The organism is bacterium, assembly GCA_030654305.1.
GTDB lineage: Bacteria > Krumholzibacteriota > Krumholzibacteriia > LZORAL124-64-63 > LZORAL124-64-63 > PNOJ01.
Genome location: JAURXS010000219.1, coordinates 1 through 21,233 on the forward strand (window position 1 = coordinate 1; position 21,233 = coordinate 21,233).

Annotated in this window: 14 protein-coding genes; 1 reads left to right on the forward strand and 13 read right to left on the reverse strand. The window is 69.5% G+C overall.

Annotated elements, in window-relative coordinates; translation table 11 throughout:
• Nucleotides 1–360 precede the first annotated feature (360 nt).
• From Q7W29_05860 to Q7W29_05910, 11 genes are all read right to left on the reverse strand, one after another.
• Nucleotides 361–1,038: a hypothetical protein gene (locus Q7W29_05860; GenBank protein ID MDO9171338.1), complete on the reverse strand. Its 678-nt coding sequence runs from the start codon at nt 1,036–1,038 to the stop codon at nt 361–363.
• A 604-nt stretch (nt 1,039–1,642) separates the two neighbouring features.
• Nucleotides 1,643–2,251, reverse strand: a complete 609-nt coding sequence (gene rpsD, locus Q7W29_05865; GenBank protein MDO9171339.1) for a 30S ribosomal protein S4 — start codon at nt 2,249–2,251, stop codon at nt 1,643–1,645.
• A gap of 243 nt (nt 2,252–2,494) precedes the next feature.
• Complete coding sequence (locus Q7W29_05870; GenBank protein ID MDO9171340.1) at nt 2,495–3,229, reverse strand: Crp/Fnr family transcriptional regulator; 735 nt, start codon at nt 3,227–3,229, stop codon at nt 2,495–2,497.
• Nucleotides 3,230–3,423: 194 nt separating this feature from the next.
• Complete coding sequence (locus Q7W29_05875; GenBank protein ID MDO9171341.1) at nt 3,424–4,362, reverse strand: hypothetical protein; 939 nt, start codon at nt 4,360–4,362, stop codon at nt 3,424–3,426.
• Nucleotides 4,363–4,415: 53 nt separating this feature from the next.
• Entirely contained in the window at nt 4,416–5,753 is a 1,338-nt protein-coding gene (locus Q7W29_05880; protein ID MDO9171342.1) for an energy transducer TonB, read from the reverse strand.
• A 2-nt stretch (nt 5,754–5,755) separates the two neighbouring features.
• Nucleotides 5,756–6,166 (reverse strand): biopolymer transporter ExbD, encoded by a 411-nt coding sequence (locus Q7W29_05885; GenBank protein ID MDO9171343.1) that lies wholly within the window; start codon nt 6,164–6,166, stop codon nt 5,756–5,758.
• Nucleotides 6,163–6,594, reverse strand: a complete 432-nt coding sequence (locus tag Q7W29_05890; GenBank protein MDO9171344.1) for a biopolymer transporter ExbD — start codon at nt 6,592–6,594, stop codon at nt 6,163–6,165. The genes Q7W29_05885 and Q7W29_05890 overlap by 4 nt, the downstream gene beginning before the upstream one ends.
• A gap of 15 nt (nt 6,595–6,609) precedes the next feature.
• Nucleotides 6,610–7,335, reverse strand: coding sequence for a MotA/TolQ/ExbB proton channel family protein (locus Q7W29_05895; protein MDO9171345.1), 726 nt, complete (start codon nt 7,333–7,335; stop codon nt 6,610–6,612).
• Nucleotides 7,336–7,365: 30 nt separating this feature from the next.
• On the reverse strand, nt 7,366–10,434 hold the full coding sequence (locus Q7W29_05900) for a tetratricopeptide repeat protein (GenBank protein MDO9171346.1): 3,069 nt from the start codon (nt 10,432–10,434) through the stop codon (nt 7,366–7,368).
• Nucleotides 10,431–11,765: a PorV/PorQ family protein gene (locus Q7W29_05905; protein MDO9171347.1), complete on the reverse strand. Its 1,335-nt coding sequence runs from the start codon at nt 11,763–11,765 to the stop codon at nt 10,431–10,433. Before Q7W29_05905 ends, Q7W29_05900 begins: the two co-directional genes overlap by 4 nt.
• An 8-nt stretch (nt 11,766–11,773) precedes the next feature.
• Nucleotides 11,774–18,544, reverse strand: coding sequence for a FlgD immunoglobulin-like domain containing protein (locus Q7W29_05910; protein MDO9171348.1), 6,771 nt, complete (start codon nt 18,542–18,544; stop codon nt 11,774–11,776).
• A 532-nt stretch (nt 18,545–19,076) separates the two neighbouring features.
• Here Q7W29_05910 and Q7W29_05915 point away from each other — a divergent pair.
• Nucleotides 19,077–19,889, forward strand: a complete 813-nt coding sequence (locus tag Q7W29_05915; protein ID MDO9171349.1) for a class I SAM-dependent methyltransferase — start codon at nt 19,077–19,079, stop codon at nt 19,887–19,889.
• A 75-nt stretch (nt 19,890–19,964) separates the two neighbouring features.
• On the opposite strand, the gene Q7W29_05920 is transcribed toward Q7W29_05915, so the two are convergent.
• Complete coding sequence (locus tag Q7W29_05920; protein MDO9171350.1) at nt 19,965–20,189, reverse strand: hypothetical protein; 225 nt, start codon at nt 20,187–20,189, stop codon at nt 19,965–19,967.
• A 251-nt stretch (nt 20,190–20,440) separates the two neighbouring features.
• Nucleotides 20,441–21,233 (reverse strand): FlgD immunoglobulin-like domain containing protein (locus Q7W29_05925; GenBank protein ID MDO9171351.1); only part of this gene is annotated, 793 nt, incomplete at its 5' end.

The following is a 21,233-nucleotide window of genomic DNA, read 5'->3' on the forward strand; positions in this document are numbered from 1 at the left end:
CCGTTGTAGCGGACGCCGGTGACCACGGCGCCGTTGACCACGACCTCGGCGCCGACGGTGTAGGCGCCCGTCTGCAGGTCGATGATCGTCCCGGCGAGCGCGGGCACGGCGACCAGCAGGAGCAGCACGGTAGCAAGCAGCTTCATCGTGACATCCTTTCGTCGAGGTGAGGGCTCCCGTGGGTGCTCGAGTCGAACCCGGTGTGTGGGGAAGCCGTCCGCCCCGGATCCTAGCACGGATCGGGATGATTATGCAAGCGACCTGTCGAAATGACGGAGCTTTATGCGGATGCAACGGATGGAAGCGGAAAGGGACCGCCGTGACCGGCGGTCCCCATTCCCAGCCCAGGAGAAGAGCGGTCTAGCGGTACAGCGCCTTGAGCGAGCCGAAGCTCAGGTCCTCGTTGGCGACCGTGCAGTCGGTGTCCGCGGTCGTGAAGACCTTGAAGATCCACATGCCGCCGAACCACTGGTACATGCCGTAGGCGTTGTTGTAGCAGTCGCCCAGGTCGACCGTGGCGTAGTCGTAGAAGTAGTCGTCGAAGATCACGCTCAGGCCGGTCTCGACCGAATCGGCGCGCCACATGCCCTCGGGCAGCATCTCCTGGACGATCAGGCCGTCGGTGATCGTCACGACGTGGCTTTCCCACGCCTCGGGATTGGCCTGCAGCTGCGTGGTGGTCAGCTGCAAGTTCGGCACGGGGCTCGTGCCCGTGATCGCGGCGTGGGCGTCGCCCGGGTAGAGCAGGTTGATCTCGTCGCGGCCGTAGAAATTGCGGGTCAGGCCCTTCACCTCGACGACATCGCCGATGGCGACCGCTGGCGCAGCGCCCACGTAGACCCAGATGGCCGTGTAGGGGCCGGCGGGCAGCTCGGTCATCGTGAAGCTGCTGTTCTGGACGGCGGTCACCACGGCGCCATTGACCTGGACCACGCTGCCCTCGGGGATCACGCCGGTGCGGATGTCGTTGATGACGCCGGCCTGCGCGACGGCCGCGAGGCACAGGACCAGGAGGGATGCGATCACAAGCTGCTTCATAGTCTTTTCTCCTGTAGGCTGAAAGCGGCGACCATCGCCACGTTCGACTCTTGGACCGGTCCACATCGGATCCCGATGAGATCCGCCGTGAACATCAATACTATAGCACAAAAAGACGGATGATGGCACAATATTTATTTGCCTAGTTATTGACCATCCACCGGGCATAATGAGATGACCGCATGAAAATAAATCAGTTACGGAATATTTTTTCGTCGTGGGGCTTCGAAAACAAGATTTGAATACGGTTTTAATATGGCCGGCCGGGAAGGCAGTCGCTCCTTTGCGCCTGTCCCCGGTCTTCTCGTCGTGATCGTCCATGGCTGTTCCTCCGCGGTTGATGCCAACACATGCAATTGCGTCAGGAACACCTGAGAGGGCAAGTCCCAGGCCACCGCGCAACTCATTGTATTACAACGAATTATCGCGGCTTGCCGCTCTTGGAAGGCCGGAGAAGACGATCAAAACAGACGTACGCCGTTCCATCCGGATGGAAGATCCGGAACGGTCCGCAGGTGGACGCGCCGGGCGCCCGCCCCGGCCTCCCCCAAAGAAAAGCCCGGAGCCGCAGGGCTCCGGGCTCGTACCGGGATCTTCGCGAGGATCAGCGCGAGTAGAACTCGATGACCAGCGGCACCTCGCACATCAGCGGGACCTCCGACCGCGGGGGGTCGTAGAGGAACTTCACGGTCATGGACTTCTTGTCGCGCTCCAGGTAGGGCGGCACGGTCTGCGACGTGTCCAGCGCGATCTGGATGCAGTCGAGGTTGCGGCTCTTCTCGCGGATGCCGACGACCTGGTTGGGGCGGACGCGGTAGCTGGCGATGTTGACCTTGCGGCCGTCGACCAGGATGTGGCCGTGGCTCACGTACTGGCGCGCGGCGTAGATCGAGCGGGCGAGGCCGCCGCGCAGGACCACGGTGTCCAGGCGCGACTCCAGCTCCTGCACCAGCGAGTTGACCATGTCGCCCTTGCGCGAGGCCTTCGCGTAGTAGTTGCGCAGCTGGCGCTCGTGGATGTTGTACTGGGCGCGCAGCTTCTGCTTCTCCAGCAGCTGGGTCTTGTACGGGGACATCTTGCGGCGCCGCATCTGCTGCAGCTTGCCGTGCTGTCCGGGCGGGTAGGGCTTGCGGTCGAGGTAGCGCTCGGCCTTCGGCGACAGGGGGATCCCCAGCGCGCGGGACTTCTTGATCTTAGAACCGGTGAACTTCACGTCACTGCCTCCAGGGCGTCTCGGGTTCGCGAAGGCCGTCGTGCTCGATCGTCGAACGATCGTCAATGGATTGACGGTGGCTTCACCTGCGGGCCGGCGGGCGTGGAGACCGTCCCCGCGGGGCGCCGCTCTCACGCATCCATCACCTAGGTCCGTATCGGCCCGGAACAGGCAAGGGTAGGCTTTCGACCCCGCGATGTCAAGATGCGGGACCGGGACCGCCGGCGGGTGCCGGGGCGCAGGTCAGGCGAAATCCCGCTGCACGCCCCGGAATTCGGGCAGCCGCGCCAGGCCGCGCAGCGCCTCGAGGTCCTTCAGCACGACGCGGCGCCCCTTGACCTCGATCAGGGTCTGGTCCTGGAGCTGCCGCAGGATGCGCGACAGGGAGGGCTGGTTCATGTTGAGCATGGTGGCGAGGTCGCGTTTGCGGGTCGGCAGCTCCACCTGGGCGGCCGTGACGAAGCCGGCGTAGGGATTTTTCTCGTGGAGCCCGACGAGGTAGCGGGCCAGCCGCTGGGCGCCGTCGCAGAGGGTCAGCTCGTCGATCTTCTCGATGAGCTGCTCCAGCCAGCAGGCCATGACCTCCAGGACGTAGCCCTGCAGGACGGGCCGGCGGGCCATGTAGTCGAGGAAGGGGGCGCGGGAGAAGCGCAGCAGGGTGCTCGGCTTCAGGGCGACCGCGGTCACGGGGTGGCTCGCCATGAAGAGCGAGGCCTCCCCGAACACGGCCTGCCGCTCGGCGAGATGGACGATGTGCTCTCGGTAGCCGGGGCCGGAGCGGATCAGCTTGACCTGGCCCTCGCAGACGAAGTAGACGCCTTGCGGCGGGTCCCCCTCCTCGAAGAGCGTCGCGCCGGCCTCGCAGTCGATCGTCTCGGCCATCTCCAGCAGGGCCCGGCAGATCTCGGGTCCCACCTTCCCGCCGAACGGGCTGTCGATCAGCTGGTCGGCATGATGCGGTTTGCTCGTCGCGTCCATGGATCCCCTCTCCCCCCAAATCGGCGCGTGGAACCGGGATCATCCCTCAAAAACCGGACGGAATCAACCCCCCAGGACGCCCCCCCTCAAGACGACGAAGGCGCCGCGGGCGCGGCGCCGGGACCGGGACGTGGACGGGGGTGCCGCGCGGGCGGCACCCCCTGTTCGCGTTCGGCTCGCCGGGCGGGCGTCGCTCAAACCCCCGCAGCGTGCTCCACGCGGATGCTCACCGAACCGTCCATCTCCGAACGGAGGTCGGGCTTGGCCACGGCCTCGACCTTGATCCAGTCGTCGGAGAGCAGCATGCACCCGACCAGGAACTCGGCCACGACCTGGGCGCGGTCCTGGGCCAGGCGCTTGTTCTCGGCCTGCACCACGACCTTCAGCGGCGAGTAGGGATGGTCCTTGCGGATCTGGTCCGCCGCGCGGGTCAGCCAGCCGCGCCCGCTGTCGCGCAGCAGCGTGCCGCCCTTCTGGAAGACCTCGTCGCCGGTGAACTCGAGCCGGCGCTCGTTCTTCTCGCGGTAGTCCACGGCCGGGATGCGGAAGCTGATCCCCGCGTAGTTGTAGGTGTTGGTCCCCTTGTCGGTGACGCTGAACACGTAGCTGTAGGGGTAGCCCACCTGCAGCATCTCGTTCAGGTCGCCGCGGCCGTCCCAGGCGACCTGGCCCGGCGGCTGCCCCTTGTCCTCGAAGTGGCGGAACGGGGCGCCCCGGAAGTCGGTCACCGTCAGCGCCCAGCGGCGGGCCTGGTGCCCTTCGGGGTCCTCCGGATAGAACGTCACCACCGGCGGCTGCGCCGGGTCCCGCAGCCAGCAGTGCGGCGCCTGGTCGCTGTGCAGGTCGCGGGGGTTGTTCAGGAAGGGCTGCAGTCCCTCGACGGGGCTGATCACCAGGACCGCCTCGTCGAAGTCCGTGAAGAACGTGTCGATGATCGCGGCGCTGAGCGCGACCTCGAACGTGCTCTTGGTGATGTCCTGCAGGACCTGGTTCTCGGCCTCCACGACCATTTCGGGCAGGCCCTGGTCGGGTACCGTCTCCTGTTCCGTCACGGCGGGGGCCGGGGCGCTGCCGAACAGGAGGCAGACGCCCGCGGCGATGGTCACAAATCCCCTGAAGTCGTTGCGAGTCATGATGTGTGTCCTTTGACTCAGGTTCGTCGGCTATGGAGTTGTCGGGGTTCCGCCTAGTTGAGGCGGAAGACGATCGTGATCACCCCCCACTGCTCGACACGGTCCGCTCCGGCCAGGGGCTCGAAGCGGAACTGCTTGACGGCGTCCATCGCGGCGCGGTTCAGGTCGCGGTGGGCCGAGGTCTGGTCGAAGTACATGTTGTCCTTGACGCGGCCGTCGGGCAGGACCGTGAAGTGCACGGCCACGACGCCCTCCCAGCCGGCCTTGCGGGCCGCCTCGCTGTAGGTCGGCATGGCGCTGGCGACGACCTTGCGGTCGCTGATCTGGCCGCTGATGGTCATCGAGACGCCCTTGCCGCCCATGGCCTTGGCCTGGGTCTCGGCCAGCTGCGTCTGCGGCGGCGCCGCCGGCTTGCTGGTGGCCTGGGCCACCGCCGCGGCGGTCGGCGTCTCGGCCGGGGCCTGCTGGCGGCCGCGCAGGCTGGCCTGGCCCGTGGCGCCGGTCGCGCCGCCCGGTCCGTAATCGAGCAGCGTGGTGCGGCCCTCGGTGGAGCGAGCGGGCGCCGCCACGTCGACGGCGGCCGCGGCCCGACGCTCGTTGGCCTTCGCGGTCTGGACGAGCGCGGCCACCGAACCCTGGTAGGCCGTCTGGCCCTCCTCGAGCCTCCCGCCGACCAGGCCGGCGTGGCCGGTCTCGCTGCCGCCGGTGGCCAGCTGCAGGGCCATGCGCCCGCCGCCGGACGCGGTGCCGCCCTGGCCGACCTCGAAGTCGACCTCCGAGAGGTCCACGTTGCTCTTGCGCCCGACCAGCGCCACGTCGTTGCCCTGGAACGCGGCCTGCGCCTCCCGCGAGGTCAGCCGCGGCGCGTTCGCGTCCGCCGCCAGGGCCGAGGGGTCGCGCAGGTTGCGCGTGTCGAGCCGCGGCGCGGCGTCGGCGAAGGTCCGGGAATCCAGCTGGCGCGAGGTGGTGTCCAGGAACTGGCGTTGCTGGGCGGACGACAGGCGCGGCGCGTCCACGTCCGCGGCCTGGCGGTTCTGCAGCAGCGGCCGCGTCGCCAGCCGGTTCGGCAGGGTCTGCAGCAGCTGCCGGCTCTGCAGCGCGGGCTGCGGCGTCTCCGGCTGCGGGACCGGCGCCTCCTCGAGCTTCGCCTCGTCCGGCGTCTCCTGCTTCGGCTGGACCACGGGCTGGGTCTTGAGGCGGACCTTCTGGGCCACGTCCTCGCCGTACTGGGCCTCGATGTAGGCGATCTCCGTCAGCTCGTCGAACGCCTCGCCCGCCTTGCGGGCGCCCTCGCGCATCATCAGCATGAGCAGCAGGATGATGCTGGCGTGGATGACGAAGCTGGCGGTGAAGCCGCCCGTCGTCGCCGCGCGGCGACTGATCTCCTGCATCATCATAGCTCCGCCACCTCCGTGTCCTTCTTGCCGGTGGAGATGGCGATGCGGGCCGCCTTGGCGCCCTCGACCTCGGCGATGAGGCGCTCGACGTCCCCGTACAGAAGGCTCTTGTCCGCCTTGATGACCGCCACGGCGTCCGGGTTGTTCTCGAACAGGGGCGTCAGCAGGGCCCGCACATCCTCGAGCGCGATCTGTTCCTCGCCCACGTAGATCTTGCCGTCGAGGGTGAAGATGACCTCGGTGTTGTCGGTGTCGTCCATCTGGCTCGCGCGGGCCACGGGCAGGTCCACCTTCTGGGTGGTCTCGTTGAGGAACGGCGAGATCATCATCAGGGTCAGGACGATGCACAGCGACACGTCGATCAGCGGCGCGACGTTCGTCTTGCACTCGTAGCGGTAGACCTTCATCGCACCCCCTCCTTGCGGTTCAGGAGCGCCAGGCTGCTGGCGCCGCCGCCCGTGGCGGCGTCCATGACGTCGACCACGTCGCCGAGCTTCACGAAGTCGCTCGGCACGATGACGACGGTCTTGTCGGTGCGAGAAGACAGCGCATCCGCCAGCTTCCGCTCGAGGTCGGCGAGCGCCACGGCGTCGCCGTTGACCTTGATGCCCTCCGGGGCGACGCTCACCATGAGCATCTCCTGGTCCTGCTGCTCTCGCGTGGTGACCACGGTCTCGCTGGCCTCGGCGCGCGTCGCGTTGACCTGGATGCCGTTGCCGAGGATGGCCGGCATGGTCATCAGGAACACGATGATCAGGATGGTGGTGACGTCCGCCAACGGGGTGATGTTGGGCGAACTCTCCTGATGCAGGTGAGATCGATTGGATCGTGCCACGTCTCGTCTCGCTTCCTACCGGCCGGCTCCGGCGGGTTCCTGGGACGTGGTGACGACGGCCTCGCACAGGGCGTTGACGTCGCGCTTGTCGGCCTTGGCGCGCGAGGAGGACGGGCCGTCCTGCCGCGCGAGCCCGCGCAGCACGCTGAAGAACTCCTCGCGGACGTCCTCCAGCTCGATGATGCGGGTGCGGATGCGGCGCACGCAGTAGTTGAAGCAGATCGTGGCGATGACGGCCACGAAGATGCCGGCCGCCGTGGCCGTCAGCGCCTCGCCGACGCCCATGGCCACCACGGCGCTGCCGCCGGCGCCCGTGCGTCCGATGTCGTTGAAGGAGCGGACGATGCCGATCACCGTGCCGAAGAGACCCAGCAGCGGGGCGATGTTGCTCATCGTGCCCAGGATGCTGAGGTTGCGCTCCATCTCCACCTGCTCCATCTCGATGGCGGTGTCGAAGCGCTGCTTGAGGTCCGAGGCGCTGATATGCGCATGCGGCAGACACTGGCTGATGACCCGGGCCGCCGCGCCCTTCTGCTGGTCGCACCACTGGGTGGCGACCTTCATGTCCCCGCCCTTCATTTTCGCGGTGAGTTCCTTCATGAAGGACCGCACGTCGGAACGGGAGCGGTGGAAGTACACCATGCGCTCGATCGCGTAGGCGATCGTGACGATGGAGCAGGCGATGAGCATGAGCATCGACCACGAACCGAAAATGACCTTGGTGAGCGACATCCCCAACATGTGCGGGTTCCTCTCTCTGGGTTGAGCCGGCTAGTTGCCGGCGGTCATGGCCTGGATCTCGGCGAGCCGGCCCTCGGCCATCGCCGTCCATTCCGGCTTGCCGTTGGTCTGCACGATCCGGTTGTAGGCCTGGACGGCGGCGTTCCAGTCCCCGCGCTCCTCGCTGATCTGGCCGATCTGGGCCAAGCTGGCGATGCGGTGCGGGGCCGCGACGTCGGCGCCGCTGGCGGACATCTCGTAGCTGGCGACGGCCTGCTCGATGCGGTCGAGCTTCTCGTAGCACTGGCCCTGCCGGTAGCCGATCTCCTCGATGCCGGCCTCGCCCTTCTCGAGCGCCTTCTGGTAGGCCGTCGCGGCGTTCTCGTAGTCGCCGAGCTCGTCCTGGTACAGCGTGGCGATCTGGAAGGAGAGGCCCTTGGCCCGCTCGTCGTCGGGGTAGTCCGCCTGGAAGCGGACCAGCGAGCCGATGGCGGCCGGCCAGTCCTCGAGCTCCTGGTAGCAGAGGCCGGCGTTGAACAGGGCCAGGGGCGAGTACTCGCCGGCGGGCATGGTGTCGACCAGGTACTCGTAGGCCTCGGCCGCGTCCGCGTACTGCTCCGTCTTGTACAGGACGGTGCCCTCGCGGAAGCGCGACAGCCCGACCAGCTCGTGGTCGGGGTTCGTCTTCAGGAAGTTGCGGTAGCCAGCGAGCGCCATCGGCATCTGCTCCAAGCGGTAGTAGCTCTCGGCCAGGTAGAAGAGGGCGCCCGGGGCGCTCTCGCTGTCGGCGTAGTCCATGGTGACCTTTTCGAACGCCTTGGCAGCGGCCTCGTAGTTTCCTTCGGCAAAGAGGTTTTGACCTTTAGTCCAGTAATAGTCGCCGGCCAGGGGGCTGTCCGGGCGGTTGCCGAGGTACTCCTCCATGTCCTTGCCGCTGCGGTAGTAGCAGCTCTGGATGCCCAGCTCCGCGTCCTCGACGCGCGGGTCCTCCGGGAAGGCCTCGACGAAGGCCTGGAAGGCCGTGATCGCGGCCTGATCCTGCTGCTGGTTGTAGTGGCAGTTGGCCAGGCCGAAGGCGGCGTCGGCGGCGTGCGGGCCGTCCGGGGCGCGCTTCTGCAGCGTCAGGTAGCTGGCGCGAGCCTGCTCGAACTGGGCCAGGCCGAACTGGGTGTCGGCGAGGCGGTACAGGGCCTCCTCGGCCTCGCTCGCCCGCGGGTAGCTCGTGACCAGCTTCTTCCAGGCCTCCACCGCGTTCTCGTAGTACTGCAGGCGGTAGTAGCAGTCGCCCTGGTTCAGCAGCGCGGCCGCGGCCTGCGGGCCCTCGGGGTTGCGCTCGAGGAAGCGGGTGATCTCCTCCAGGGCCTTCTGGTAGTCGTGCTGGTTGAAGTAGAGCGCGCCGAGGGCCAGCGAGTTGCCGCCCTCCTCGCTGTCGGCGTTGGCCAGCTCGAAGAGGAACTTCTCCTGCTCCTCGAGGGCCAGGTCGTACTCGCCGATCTGGCTGTAGCTGGCGACGAGGCCCTGCAGGCTGGCCGCCGCCACCTCGCTGCGCGGGTAGCCCGTCAGCACCAGCCGGTACATGCCGCCCGCCTCGCGGAAGAGGCCCTCGTGGTAGTAGGCCTCGCCGAGCTGGTAGTAGGTCCGCGCGCGCCAGGGGCTGGGCGTGGGCAGCAGGCGGTTGGCGATGAAGTGGTAGTTGGTGATCAGGCGGTCGTACTGCTCCAGCTTCAGGTAGGTGTCGGTGGCCAGGAACAGCGCCCGCTCGCCGGCGTCGGTGTTGACGTGCCGGTCCATGACGTTCTGGAATTCGCGCACCGCGAGGTCGTACTCCTGCAGCTCCTTGTGGGAGTAGCCCAGGAGCACCTGGACCCGGGCGGCCAGCGGGTCGCCGGGGAAGATCTCCAGGAACTCGTGCGCCATCAGGATGGCCTGCGGGTAGTTCTTCTCGGCGATGTAGGCGTAGACGACCTTGTGCATGGCGGCGCTGGCCAGGTCGGAGTCCTGGTAGCCCTTGACCACCTCGGTGAAGGCGAAGATGGCGTGGCTGGTGCGCCCGAGCGCCATCCAGGCCGAGCCCATCAGGTAGTTGGCCGGCGCGCAGATCGGCTCGCCGCCGAGGTCCTTGCAGAGGTCCTCGAGCTTGCGCACGCACTCGTTGTACTCGCCGGAGCGGTAGTCCACGCAGGCCTGCTTGTAGCGGGCCATCGGCACGAACTTGCTCTCGGGGTACCCCTCGAGGAAGTCGCGGTAGCTGCGCGCGGCCACCTTGTTCTGGTCGCTGTTGTAGAAGGCCTCCGCGACGCTGAACGCGGCGTCGTCGGCCAGCGGGCTGTCCGGGTAGAGCCGCAGGGCCTGCCGGTAGCGCTGCACGGCCAGGATGTACTGGCCGGTGGCCTCGAGGCAGCGGCCGAGGTAGTAGAGGCCCAGGTCCGTGTCCACCTTGTCGAAGTGCTGGGTGGCCGCCTCGTAGTCCTGCTTGACGTAGGCGAACAGCCCCAGGACGAACTGCACCTGCGGCAGCTTCTGGTAGCCGGGCCGGTCTGCCAGCAGCTGCTTGTAGGTCTTCTCCACGCTGCGCCAGTCCTGCATCGAGGCCTGGGTCTGCCCCATGGCGAACAGGGCCTCGCCGGCGAGGAAGCTGTCCGTGCTCTGCTGCAGCAGCTGCGTGAAGGTCTCCAGGGCCCGGTCCCGCTTGCCCAGGTTGTACTGGCACTCGCCCCGGCGCAGCAGCGCGCTGCCCGCGAGGAACGGGTCGCCGCCCTTGAACTTCCCGACGCGGTCGTACTCGCGCAGCGCCGTGTCGTAGTCGCCGTTGCAGAAGTAGCACTCGGCCACCATGTACTGGGCGCGGGCCGCGCGGTCGGTCTTCTTGTAGTGCGTCAGGTACAGCTGGTACTGCTGCAGCGCGTTGCCCTTGTCCGCGTCGCGGGCGAAGGTGTCGCCGGCGGCGCGCCAGAGCGCGTCCTCGTTCGGGACCACCGCGTCGTCGTCGCCGGCGAAGGCCGGCGGGGCGGCGAGGACCAGCAGGGCCAGCAGGGCCGGCAGGGCCCAAGAGGCCGGCAGGGTCCAAGAGGCCGGCAGGGCCCAAGGGGCCGGGCGCCGGGCGGCACTGTATCGTTTCATCGGTCGTCCTCTCGCGATTTCAGGCTCTCGGAACCGTCGACGTCGATGCGGATCGGGGTCCGGGTCCGGTTGCGGAAGCCCATGATCTCCACCTGGACCACGTGCTCCCATTCCTGGCCGAGGTCGTCCAGGACCACGACGGTGGCGCGGTAGACGCCGTCGCCCACCAGCCGGCCGTTCTCGTCCTCGCCGCCCCAGTCCACGGACTCCGGCGGCGGGCCCTCCTCGAAGATGCGGCGGACCAGCTCGCCCTGGTCGTCGCGGATCTCCACGCGCCACTCCGCCACCTCGCCGCGCAGCGCCGTGTCGATGCCGAAGGACACGCTGCGGTCGTTGCCCGACGGGCTGAAGCGCAGGCGGTCGCTGTGGATCTCGACGCCGTCGGTGATGCCGAAGCGCATCGTGGCGCTGACCACCGTCGTGGAGCCGAGGTCGTGCGCGACGTGGGCGTAGTCGAGCTGCCAGTTCTGCCAGCGCACGCCGGCCCCGAAGCTGGTCTGGTCGCGGACGGTGTCGTAGCCGCCGCGCAGCACCAGCTGGCGCAGGGGCCAGGCCTCGATGCCGCCCTGGAAGTCCAGGTCCATCAGGTCGGTGCGGACCAGGTCGGTCAGCACGAGCATGCGGTTGTTGAAGAAGTGCAGGCCGGCGCCGGCGCGCAGGGTCCGGGCCAGCTTCTCCGGCTCTTCGAGCAGCGTGATCTCGGGCTGCAGGGCGTTCTGGTAGGAGATGCCCAGGCTGAGCCGGCGCTCGGGCCGCAGGTAGAGGCCCACGTCGGCGCCGTAGCCCGAGCCGGTGAAGCCGCCCACGTCCTGGGAGATCGACTTCAGGGTGGCGCCCCAGCCCATGCGGCTGTTGCCGCGGGCGTAGGTGAGCGCGAAGATCCCCTCCTTCTCCTGGAAGGTGTCGGTCATGTCGACCCACTCCGTCGCGCGCTCGAACTCGCCGCTGTCGGTGAAGGTGCCGCTGAAGGCGAAGGTGCCCCGCCCCTCGCTCGGCAGCCCGAACGCCACGTACGAGTAGCGGGTGTCGCCGAAGAGGGTGGCGCCCATCGCCGTCACCTCCATGGTGCGCAGCTGCGACAGGGCGGCCGGGTTCCAGTAGATGGTGGCGACGTCGCCGCCGAGCGCGCCGACGGCCCCGCCGAGGGCGAGGCTGCGGGCGCTGCTGCCGAAGCGCAGGAAGGCGCCGGGCGCGCCCCCGTCCTGGCCGGCGAGGACCGGTCCGGCGGCCAGCAGGGCCGCCAGGAGCAGGAGCGCGGGGTATCGTCGTCCCGCCGCGCCGCGGGCGCGTCGGGGGTGCTGGCGCTGGTTGTCGTCCGCGTGGCGCTTCATGGCCTCTCCTACTTCACCACCGCGATCTTGCGGCGGAAATCGAAGCCCTGGCCGGTCACCCGGCAGATGTAGCCGCCGTTGGCCACCACGTCGCCCTGGCCGTTGCGGCCGTCCCAGGCGAACTCGGTGGTCTGGTCGGCGGCGGCGTTCAGGTGGTGATTCAGCACGATCGCCCCGTAGAGGTCGTAGATCGTGATGTTCACGGTACCGGCGGCCGTCGGTTTGAACAGGATCCGCGTCAGCTCGCGCACGGGGTTGAACGGGTTGGGGCGGTTGGTGATCTCCCGGTCCCCGTCCAGCGCCTCCGTGGTGTACAGCACGACCTGGCGCAGCGCCTCCTGCACGCCGGTACTCTCTTCGGCCAGGAAGCGCAGGACATGAATCCCGGATTCGCCCGGGACCAGGTCGCCCAGGGTGAAGGGGCCCTCGTAGACGGTCAGCGGCTCCACGCCGTCGGACTGGTCGACGTCGAAACGGATGGTCGTGGTCGCCTCGGGGATCCCGGGGATCGCCGTCAGGGCGATCTGCGTGTCCTCGCTGACGTACCAGCCGTCGAGGTACTCGCTGGCGACGCCCGTGAACGACAGGGTGGTGACCGGCGGCCCGGCCACGCTCAGCAGGACCTCCTCGGGATCGAGGGCGTCCACGACGGCCCGCAGCAGGATGTCCGTCGTGCCGTAGGCGCCCACGCGCAGGGTCGTCTCGGCGGTGCCGTCGCTGCCGGTCGTCAGGTTCACCGTGCCGACGCGCGCCTGGCCGAACGTGGCCTCGCCGGCGCGGATCTCGAAGGAGGCGGCGGCGCGCGGGGCCGGGTTGCCGCCCTCGTCGCGCGCCGCGACGCGGACGCGGATCTGCTGGTCGGGCCGCAGGACGCGATCGAAGGGCGAGCCGTCCGTCTCGTGCAGGCTCAGGGTGAAGAACTGCGCCGGCGCGGCGAGCACGGTGATCAGCCGGCTGAGCACGTCGCCTCCGGCGGCGTCGGTCACGCGCAGGTAGATCGACTCGGCGCGATCGTAGGCCTGGTCCTCGAGCTGCGCGCGGCCCTCGACGGTGGCGCCGTAGGTGAAGCGCAGCACGCCGGCCGGGACCAGCGACGGGTCTGGGCGCACCGCGCCCGACCAGGCGTTGATCGCCGAGATGCTGAAGGTCTCGTCGTAGCCGGTGACCAGGCGGCCCGTGGTCACGTCGACCCGCGTCACCGACAGCGGCCAGGGCTCGCCGGCGACGACCGTGTCGGGGGCCGTCACGGCGTAGGTCACGCCCACCGGGATGACCGTCACCACGGCGCTGTCGGTGGTGCGGCCGCGCTCGTCGGACACGCGGATGATGATGCGCTCGCTGACGCCGTAGCTCTGCGTCGCGATGTCGGCGGCGCCCTGCAACAGCGTCCACTCCGTGATGCCCAGCTGCCCGTCGGGGGAGCCGAAGTCGTAGCGCAGCGCCTCCAGGGAGATGCGGTTGCCCGCCGGCACCGTCGCGCCGGAGGCCGGGTTGACCAGGCGCACGCCCACCGCGAAGCGCGAGGGCGGCCCCACGAAGGTCGTGTCCGGGACGCTGACCTCGTAGACGGCCTCCGCCACCGGGATGGTCACGTGGCCCTGGCCCGCCTCGGGGTGCTGGGTGTCGTCGGCGTTCAGGGTCAGGTTGCCGGCGCCGTCGAGCACGACCCCGACCTGCCGGCGGCCGCCGACGAACGGGGCGTGGTAGTCCGCGGGGTTCTGCCAGGCGAACAGGTCGGGCTCCGAGCAGTCCAGCTCCAGGGCGCCGCCGTCCAGCGACGTGACGGGATTGAAGAACTGGTCGACCGCGCGCAGCTCCACGACGAAGGGCTCGCCCGCCGTCTGGACGACCGGCGCGCCGGTCTTGCCGGTGCCGGCCTCGGCGCCGGGCTCGGGCGTCTCGCCGGGAGCGACGATCTGCAGCTGCTTGAAGCCGTCGGCGGCCAGGCGGCAGCTGTTGGAGAAGCCCTCGTTGCCATCGCCGTCGAGGACGCGGAAGTAGACCTCCTCGGCCAGCGTGTAGGTCTGCTGGACGTCGGCGTGGCCGCCGACGAGCATCTGCTGGACGGTGCCCAGCACGCCGCCGCCGGCCTCGGCGGTGGCGGCGCTGAGCACCGAGATCTGGATCAGGCCGCTGTGGGCCGCCACGCGCTCGCCGGTGTTGCTGTCGATCAGGTCGATCGACAGCGGGAAGGTGGCCGGGCCGCCGACGGTTGCGTTCGCGGGCGCCGCGACGTCGTAGTAGAGGCCGCCCGTCTGCATCGTCACGATCCCGCTCGTGGCCTGGCGCCCGAAGTCGTCGGACACCCGGACGCGCAGGTCTTCCAGGGCGCTGTAGCTCTGGTCGCTGATGAACGAGACGCCGTTGACCAGGTAGACCTCCGCGGTGCCGAGCACGCCGGAGCCGGGCGCGAAGCCAGCCTGCAGCGGCGTCAGGACGACGCGATGGTCGGCGCCGGCGACGGGATCCCCGGTGTCGGGGTCGAGCAGACGGACGGTCATCGCGAAGCCCGGCATCCCGCCGGTCTGGGCCGCGGCGGGCACCGTGACCTCGTAGACGTACGGACGGCGCACCGGCACCTCGACGGTCTGCCCCGGCAGCTGCGGGGCGTCGAGGTCGCTCACGGTCACGCCCACCTCGCCCTCGGCCACCAGGAAGGCGTCGACGGCGCGGCCGCCGAGGAAGAAGGGCGCGTCCTGCGGGTCGGGGTTGTCGGGCCAGGAGAACGAGCCGTCGGTCGTCGCCAGGTGGATCCGGCCGGAGGACTCGTCGCCGATCGGGTTCCAGTACTGGTCCACGGCGCGCACGGCCAGCGGGAACGGCTCGCCCGAGCGCTGGGTGTCCGGCAGGGCCGACTTGCCGGTGGCCGCGAACGCGGCCGCTCCCGGCCGCGCCGTCTCGCCCGGCGCCAGCAGCTGCAGCCGCTGGTAGCCGGCGGGCCGGACGGTGAACAGGGGGCTGTCGCCGGCCAGGCCGCTGGGGTCGAAGGCGCGCACGGCGAACTCGCCGGCCTGCGTGTAGGTCTGCTGGAAGCTGACCTGGCCGTCGACGAGGCGGCGCGAGGTGATGCCGACGGCGCCCGCGCCGAGCGCGCCGGCGTTGTCGACGATCGCGACGCTGAAGAAGCGGTCGTCGTCCACCAGCGACCCGGTCTCGGTGTCGCGCAGCCGCACCGTCACCGGGAAGGCCGCCGGCGGTCCCGCCACGGGCAGCGGGGTCGTGCCGACCGTGACGTCGTACCACAGGCCGTTGGGATCCATGCGGATGATGTCGCTGTAGCCGAGGCGGCCGGAGGTGTCGCTGACCTCGATGACGATGCGGCTGGCGACGTCGTAACCCTGGGTGGGGATCGCGACGACGCCGGCGGTCAGCTGGGCGTCCGTCACCAGCAGCACGCCCGGGGCGGGCTGCAGGGTCGGCGTCAGGGCGCGCAGCGTGACCTGGTTGTAGGCGTTGGTCATGACGGTGCCCGCCTCGTCCACCAGCTCCACGGTCATGGCGAAGGAGCTCGGCGGCCCGACCAGCGCCGTGTCGGGGGTCGTGATGCGGTACTGGGCGCCGGCGGCGACCTGCACGACCACGTCGTGGCCCAGGATCCCGGCGTCGGTCAGGTCGTAGGCCGTCAGCGTGACGTAGCCGAGGCTCGACAGGGCCACGGGGAACACGATCTCGCCGGCGGCCAGCGCCTGGCCGTTGTTCAGCGGGTTGCCGGGGACGAGCGAGCCCTCGTCGCTGCCCAGGTGGATGTTGTGGAAGCCGTTGTCGACCCGGTTCCAGAAGCGGTCGACGGCGTGGACGGTCAGCGGGAACTGCAGCGTCGCGGTCTGCACCGCGGGCGCGCCGGTCTTGCCGTCGACCTCGGGGCCGCCGGGGTTCGGCGTCTCGCCCGGCGCGATCGCCTGCAGGCGGGTGAACGCGTCCGGGGTCACCGTCGCGAGGCTGGAATCGCGGCGGGCGGACAGCGCGAGGTCCCGCACGCGCAGCGTCTGCGCCGTCGCCGTGCGGAAGGACAGCGCGAAGTCCGTGGAACCGTCGGGCTCCAGCGGCATGTCGTTGGCCGAGATCAGGTCGGCGTAGGAGCTGCTCGACACCCTGACGATCGGGCTGGCGGGCGTCGGGTTCCACCAGGCGTCCAGGGCGGTCACCGCCGCGGTCGCCGCCGCGCCGGCGACCACCGGCAGCGGGTCGCCGAACTTGCCGGGCGCCTCGCCCGGCGTGGCTGTCTCGCCCGGCAGCAGGACCTGCAGGCCGACGTAGGCGCCGGGCAGGACGTCGAAGGGGTTGCTCACGCCCGAACGGCCGTAGACGTCGTCGACGGCCGACACGGTGATCCCCCGGTCGGCGCGCGTGATGCGCAGGCTGCCGCGCCACACGCCCTGGTAGACGCCGGTGCCGAAGCCGTCGGCAAGGCTGATGCGCAGCGGCGACAGCACGTCGCCGCCCACGTTCAGGCTCAGCGAGACGCTGTCGGTGTAGGTGCGGATGTGGTTGCCGTAGGCGTCGCGCGCGATCACGGTGAGGTTCGGCAGCCAGGCGCCGGCCTGGTGGTCGGGCACCGGCTCGAGGATGTCGGTCGGGTCGGGGTTGTTGCCGTCGTTGACGCCGATCTCGAAGTGGTCGATCACGCCGGCCTCGACCGGGATGAGCGCGGACGCGGTGCGGGAGCTCACCGGGTCGGTGGCGGTGACCAGCTGCTGGTTCGGATCGGCCAGGGTCTCGAGCGTGACCTGGAAGACGCCGGTGCCGGTCTGCAGGCTCTGGGGCGCCGCGGGGAGGGTCGCCTGGGGATCGGTGCTCGTGAACACCAGCTGGATCGGCAGGAACGGACTCACCGCGCCGATCGGGTTGTAATAGTAGTCGGTGGCGATGACCTGGACGTTGAACGGCGAGCCCGCGTCCTGCGGGGACGGAATGCCGATCTTGCCGGGCGCGTAGATCGTGCCGGCGTCCAGAGTCTCGCCGGGCGCGATCACCATCAGCCGCTGGTAGGTGTTCGGCGAGACGCGCAGCGGGCTCGAGAAGCTGTCCGCCTGGCCGCCGACGCCGGCCTGCAGCAGCTGGTCGCCGTGCGTCGCCATCAGGGCGCTGTAGACGCCGGTGCCGTTCAGGGTGATGACGCCGCTCTCGATCAGGCTGCCGCCGCCGTCCAACAGCAGCAGGTGGCCCGTCGGGCAGGTGACCGCGACGGTGCGCGCGCCCGAGACGAGGTTGCCGTAACGGTCCACGGCCCGGATCTCCAACGGCTCGACCATCTGCCCGGCGACGATCGGCGTGGGCAGGCCGATGTTGCCGCCGAAGGCCGGGTCGTTCAGGCCCGGGGTCCAGGTCTGGCCCGGCAGCGTGAACAGGACCTTCTCCATGGGACCCGCGTTCACCTGGAAGTCGCCCGACAGCGTCACCACGCCGGTGTTGCTGTCGACGATCAGCCGGGCGCTGAACGCGCGCTTGGTCACCTGCACCGACGCGTTCAGGACGCCGGCGACGAAGTTGTTGCTGGTGGCGATCAGGTAGTCCGCGCTCTCGTCGCCGGCGCCGATGCGGACGCGCATCGAGACGGGCCCGTTGTACGGGAACACGTTGTTGAACGAGTCGTAGGCGCGCACCCGGATCTGGAACGGGGTCGTGGTCGCCTGCACGGCGTTGGTGTCGAGCACGGCGTAGTCGAACGAGAAGTGGTGCAGCCCGGCCGGGTTGACCTGGACGTTGGCCGAGCTCGAGGTCGAGATGGCCCCGGAGGCGGTGACGGTCACCTGGCGCAGGCCCGAGGTCATCAGCGTGGCCGACTGGTCCTGGACGGTGTTGCTGCTCATGGCGCCGCCGGCGGGCAGCGACACGCCGGGCGCCGCGTCGTTCGCGCTCCAGGCCAGCGTCGGGAAGGGGGCGCCCGCCACGGGGTTCCAGTACTGGTCGGTGGCGTAGACGTCGATGCCGGTGAACGGGAAGCCCGAGATCTGGGCGATCGCCGTGCCGCTGCGGCCCGGGCTGACGCCCGGCGTGAGGGTCTGGCCCGGCAGCAGCAGCACGACCCGGCTCAGGGCCCCCGGGTAGAGGGGAGCGACGAGCCCGCTGCCGGCCGCGGCCGCGGCCTGGGTCGGGTAGACGACGGTGTTCAGGGCGTTGACGGTGTTCTGCTGCAGCGAGGGGTCGGTGCCCTGGAACACCACGGCGACCGTGGCGACGCCGAACGTGAACGAGCCGCCGCTGACGGTGATCGACGGGCCGGCGGTGAAGTGGCCGAGGGCCGGCGTCAGCACCACGTCGTCGTCGAAGTTGCGGACGGCCGCGTTCAGGAAGTCGCGGGCGGTCACGGTCAGCGTGACGGCCTGGCCGACGTACTTGTCGCCGGCCGGCACGCCGAATTCGAAGTGGTGGACGAAGTTGTAGCAGTTGAGCTCCACCTGGGCGAACGGCACCGAACCGTCGTCCTGGTCCGCGACGCGCAGCCGCACCGGCTGGCCGTCGTCCAGGAAGTCGATCCCGGCGAAGATGTGCTCGCCGTTCTGCAGGTAGGCCGATTCCGGCATGTTCGCGGCCACGTCCGGCGAGGAGAGCGCGGCGCGGATGTAGTCCGCCGCGGTGTCGGTCGTGCCGTCGGCGTTCACCGCCCGCACGAGCACGCTGAACTGCTCGTAGATGGTCACCGACGGCCGGCCGTCGACGATCTCGGGGTTGATCACCGAGATCTCGAGGTGGTCGAACGCCTGGGCGACCGCCGGGACCAGGGCCAGGAGGCCCGTGGCCAGGACGGTGGCGAACCTGCTGCGCTTGCGCTCGTTCATGGTCATCCCGCCGTGGAAGGGAGCCTGGGACGTCCGGGGTGCGGACGGCCGTGCAGAATGCAAAGCCGGGCAAGGAGATCCGGCGTTGCGGCACGGGCCAGCGGGTCCAGGTGCAAGCGATATGCCACAGGTCGGGGTGAGCGCCGATTACGTAACATCCTTTTGCACAGGACATTGCAGTCGTCCCGACTTGCGGGTCGCAATGTGCTCGTGGACGGGGGGTTGGCCTCCGGAGCGGGGACGCCGGACCGGTACCGGCGAACCGCCGGGGAGCGCCGCGGCTCCCGGCCGGTGCTGAAGTCGGCATCCGCGATCGCGACGAGGGTGGATCGGGTCAGGCATTTCCTGTCCGCGGGCGAGCCGACCGTGCAAGATCCGATGACGACGCGACGGGGACCATCGCGGCGCCGATGAGTCGGATGTCGGCGATCGATTGGGGGTTGTTCGCAGCCGTCGCCTGTGATTAAGTTCCCCGGCGCCGGCGGCCCGCGCGGGGCCGCCCTCGGTGGACGTACGATCGGGAGAACACATCTTGTCCAGGACCGCCAGGCGCCCGCGGCTGACCGCCGCCACCGCCGACCCCCACTGGCTTTACGAGAACGCCGTGCAGAACCCCGAGGCCGAGGTCGAGTTCATCGACCGCGCCTTCGCCGCCGCCTACGGGCGCCTCCCGCGCGACCTGCGCGAGGATTTCTGCGGCACGCTGAACCTGGGCAGCTGCTGGATCCGCCGACGGCCGGACAACACGGCCCTGGGCGTAGACCTGGACGGCCCCACCCTCGACTGGGGCCGCGAGCACAACGTGCTGCCCCTGGGCGCCGCCGCCGCGCGCGCGACGCTGGTGCAGGACGACGTGCGCCGCGTGTCGGGGCCGCCCGCCGACGTGCTGGCCGCCACGAACTTCTCGTGGTGGTGCTTCCACGGGCGCGCGGAGCTGAAGGGTTACCTGGAGAACTGCCGGAGGTCGCTGCGGGACGAGGGCATGCTGATGCTGGACATCTTCGGCGGCTCGGAGGCCCAGGTGCTCCAGTTCGAGGAGCGCGACTGCGACGGCTTCACCTACGTCTGGGACCAGGACCACTTCAACCCCATCACCCACGAGTACGTCTGCCGCATCCACTTCCGCTTCCCCGACGGCAGCGAACTCACCGACGCCTTCGTCTACCGCTGGCGCCTGTGGTCGATCCCCGAGGTGCGCGACCTCCTGCTGGAGGCCGGCTTCTCGCTGGTGGAGGTCTACTGGGAGGGCGCCGACGAGGACGGGGAACCGTCCGGCGATTTCCAGATCGACAACGCGGGCGACAACTCTCCGGCCTGGGTGGCCTACATCACGGCATTTCGTTAGCGGTCCGCGCGTCCGGAACGCGGAGCGGGGAGGGTGACCCCTCCCCGCCTTCGTTTTCTGGATTCCCGGCGCGGGTCAACCGCAGTCGCCGCCGCCGCAGCTGCCGCCCCCGCACTCGCCGCCGAGGCGGTCGGCCAGGTTCAGCGTGTAGCCCTTGCGCATGCCGTCGTCGACGTAGTCGATGACGATGCCGCCGCCCTGCTCGACGACCGACACCACGTCGGGCGCCATGATGAAATCGAAGACCTTCGTCGTGACCGTCCTGTCGTCGTCTTTCGGCTCGTCCAGAGCCATGCCCACGGCGGGACCGCCTCAGCCGAAGCCCTGGAAGTAGAGTCGGACGGCCCGCGGGCCGCCCGCCGGCAGGTCGAGGGCGCCGAAGGCGTCCGCGGCCGCGTCGGAGATCCGGATCAGTTCGTTCACATCCCACATCCTCGCTGGAGTGTCGAAATCGGTCTTTCCAGGGTAATCAACGAAGATCGAAACTGCAAGGGAAAGCCCCGGCCGCGGGGCCGGGGCTTCCGTGCGTCTTCGAAGCAGTCGCGGGGCGGCTACTTCACCAACATGAGCTTGCGGACCTGCATCACGTCGGCGCCGATGCGCAGACGGGCGAAGTAGGTGCCGCTGGCCACCTGCTGGCCCGCGTTGTCGGTGCCGTCCCAGGCCACGACGCGCTCGCCGCCGCCCTGGAGCCGCTCGTTGACGAGCGAGGAGACCAGCTCGCCGCGGATGTTGTAGACATTCAACTGTACCAGGTTGTCCCGCGTCAGGACGAAGCGGATCTCCGTCTTGGGGTTGAACGGGTTCGGCACGATGCTCGAGAACCCGCCCGCGGGCAGGACCTGGGGCAGGTCGTCGCCGACGGCCGTGACGCCGACGGTGATGTCCTCGTCGCGCAGCGGGACCAGCTGGAACTCGCCGAAGGCGTAGTCCATGAAGCCCTTCACGGTGACCTGGTCGCCGACGACCGGGACGTACACCATGTTGAAGGCGGCGTTGACGACCAGCGAGTCGGCCCGCGCTCCGGTGTCGGAGCACAGGAACTCGCTGTACAGGGCCGAGCCCAGCGTGTCGAGCACGGTCGAGGTGAAGGTGTTCACCAGGACGCTCTCGTACGCCTCGCCCAGGTAGCCGCCGGGCGACGTGTCGTCGGACAGCACGACGGTGTGCACCTGGTTGTAGGCGGGCAGGGCGTTCTCGAAGGAGACCAGCTCGATCGCGGACCCGTTGTGCGGGTTCATCTCGGTCAGGCCGAAGTACTCCTCGATGTAGCCGCCGACCTGGACCTCGTCGCCGGGCAGCAGGAAGTTGGCGGCGGTGCCCTCGTAGCAGAGCAGGCCGCTG

Excerpts from the sequence above, each read along its gene's own strand:
- Q7W29_05910 (MDO9171348.1), bottom strand. The coding sequence starts at position 18,544 with ATGAACGAGCGCAAGCGCAGCAGGTTCGCCACCGTCCTGGCCACGGGC.
- Q7W29_05905 (MDO9171347.1), bottom strand. The coding sequence starts at position 11,765 with ATGAAGCGCCACGCGGACGACAACCAGCGCCAGCACCCCCGACGCGCC.
- Q7W29_05895 (MDO9171345.1), bottom strand. The coding sequence starts at position 7,335 with ATGTTGGGGATGTCGCTCACCAAGGTCATTTTCGGTTCGTGGTCGATG.
- Q7W29_05885 (MDO9171343.1), bottom strand. The coding sequence starts at position 6,166 with ATGAAGGTCTACCGCTACGAGTGCAAGACGAACGTCGCGCCGCTGATC.
- Q7W29_05870 (MDO9171340.1), bottom strand. The coding sequence starts at position 3,229 with ATGGACGCGACGAGCAAACCGCATCATGCCGACCAGCTGATCGACAGC.
- Q7W29_05860 (MDO9171338.1), bottom strand. The coding sequence starts at position 1,038 with ATGAAGCAGCTTGTGATCGCATCCCTCCTGGTCCTGTGCCTCGCGGCC.
- Q7W29_05900 (MDO9171346.1), bottom strand. The coding sequence starts at position 10,434 with ATGAAACGATACAGTGCCGCCCGGCGCCCGGCCCCTTGGGCCCTGCCG.
- Q7W29_05875 (MDO9171341.1), bottom strand. The coding sequence starts at position 4,362 with ATGACTCGCAACGACTTCAGGGGATTTGTGACCATCGCCGCGGGCGTC.
- Q7W29_05880 (MDO9171342.1), bottom strand. The coding sequence starts at position 5,753 with ATGCAGGAGATCAGTCGCCGCGCGGCGACGACGGGCGGCTTCACCGCC.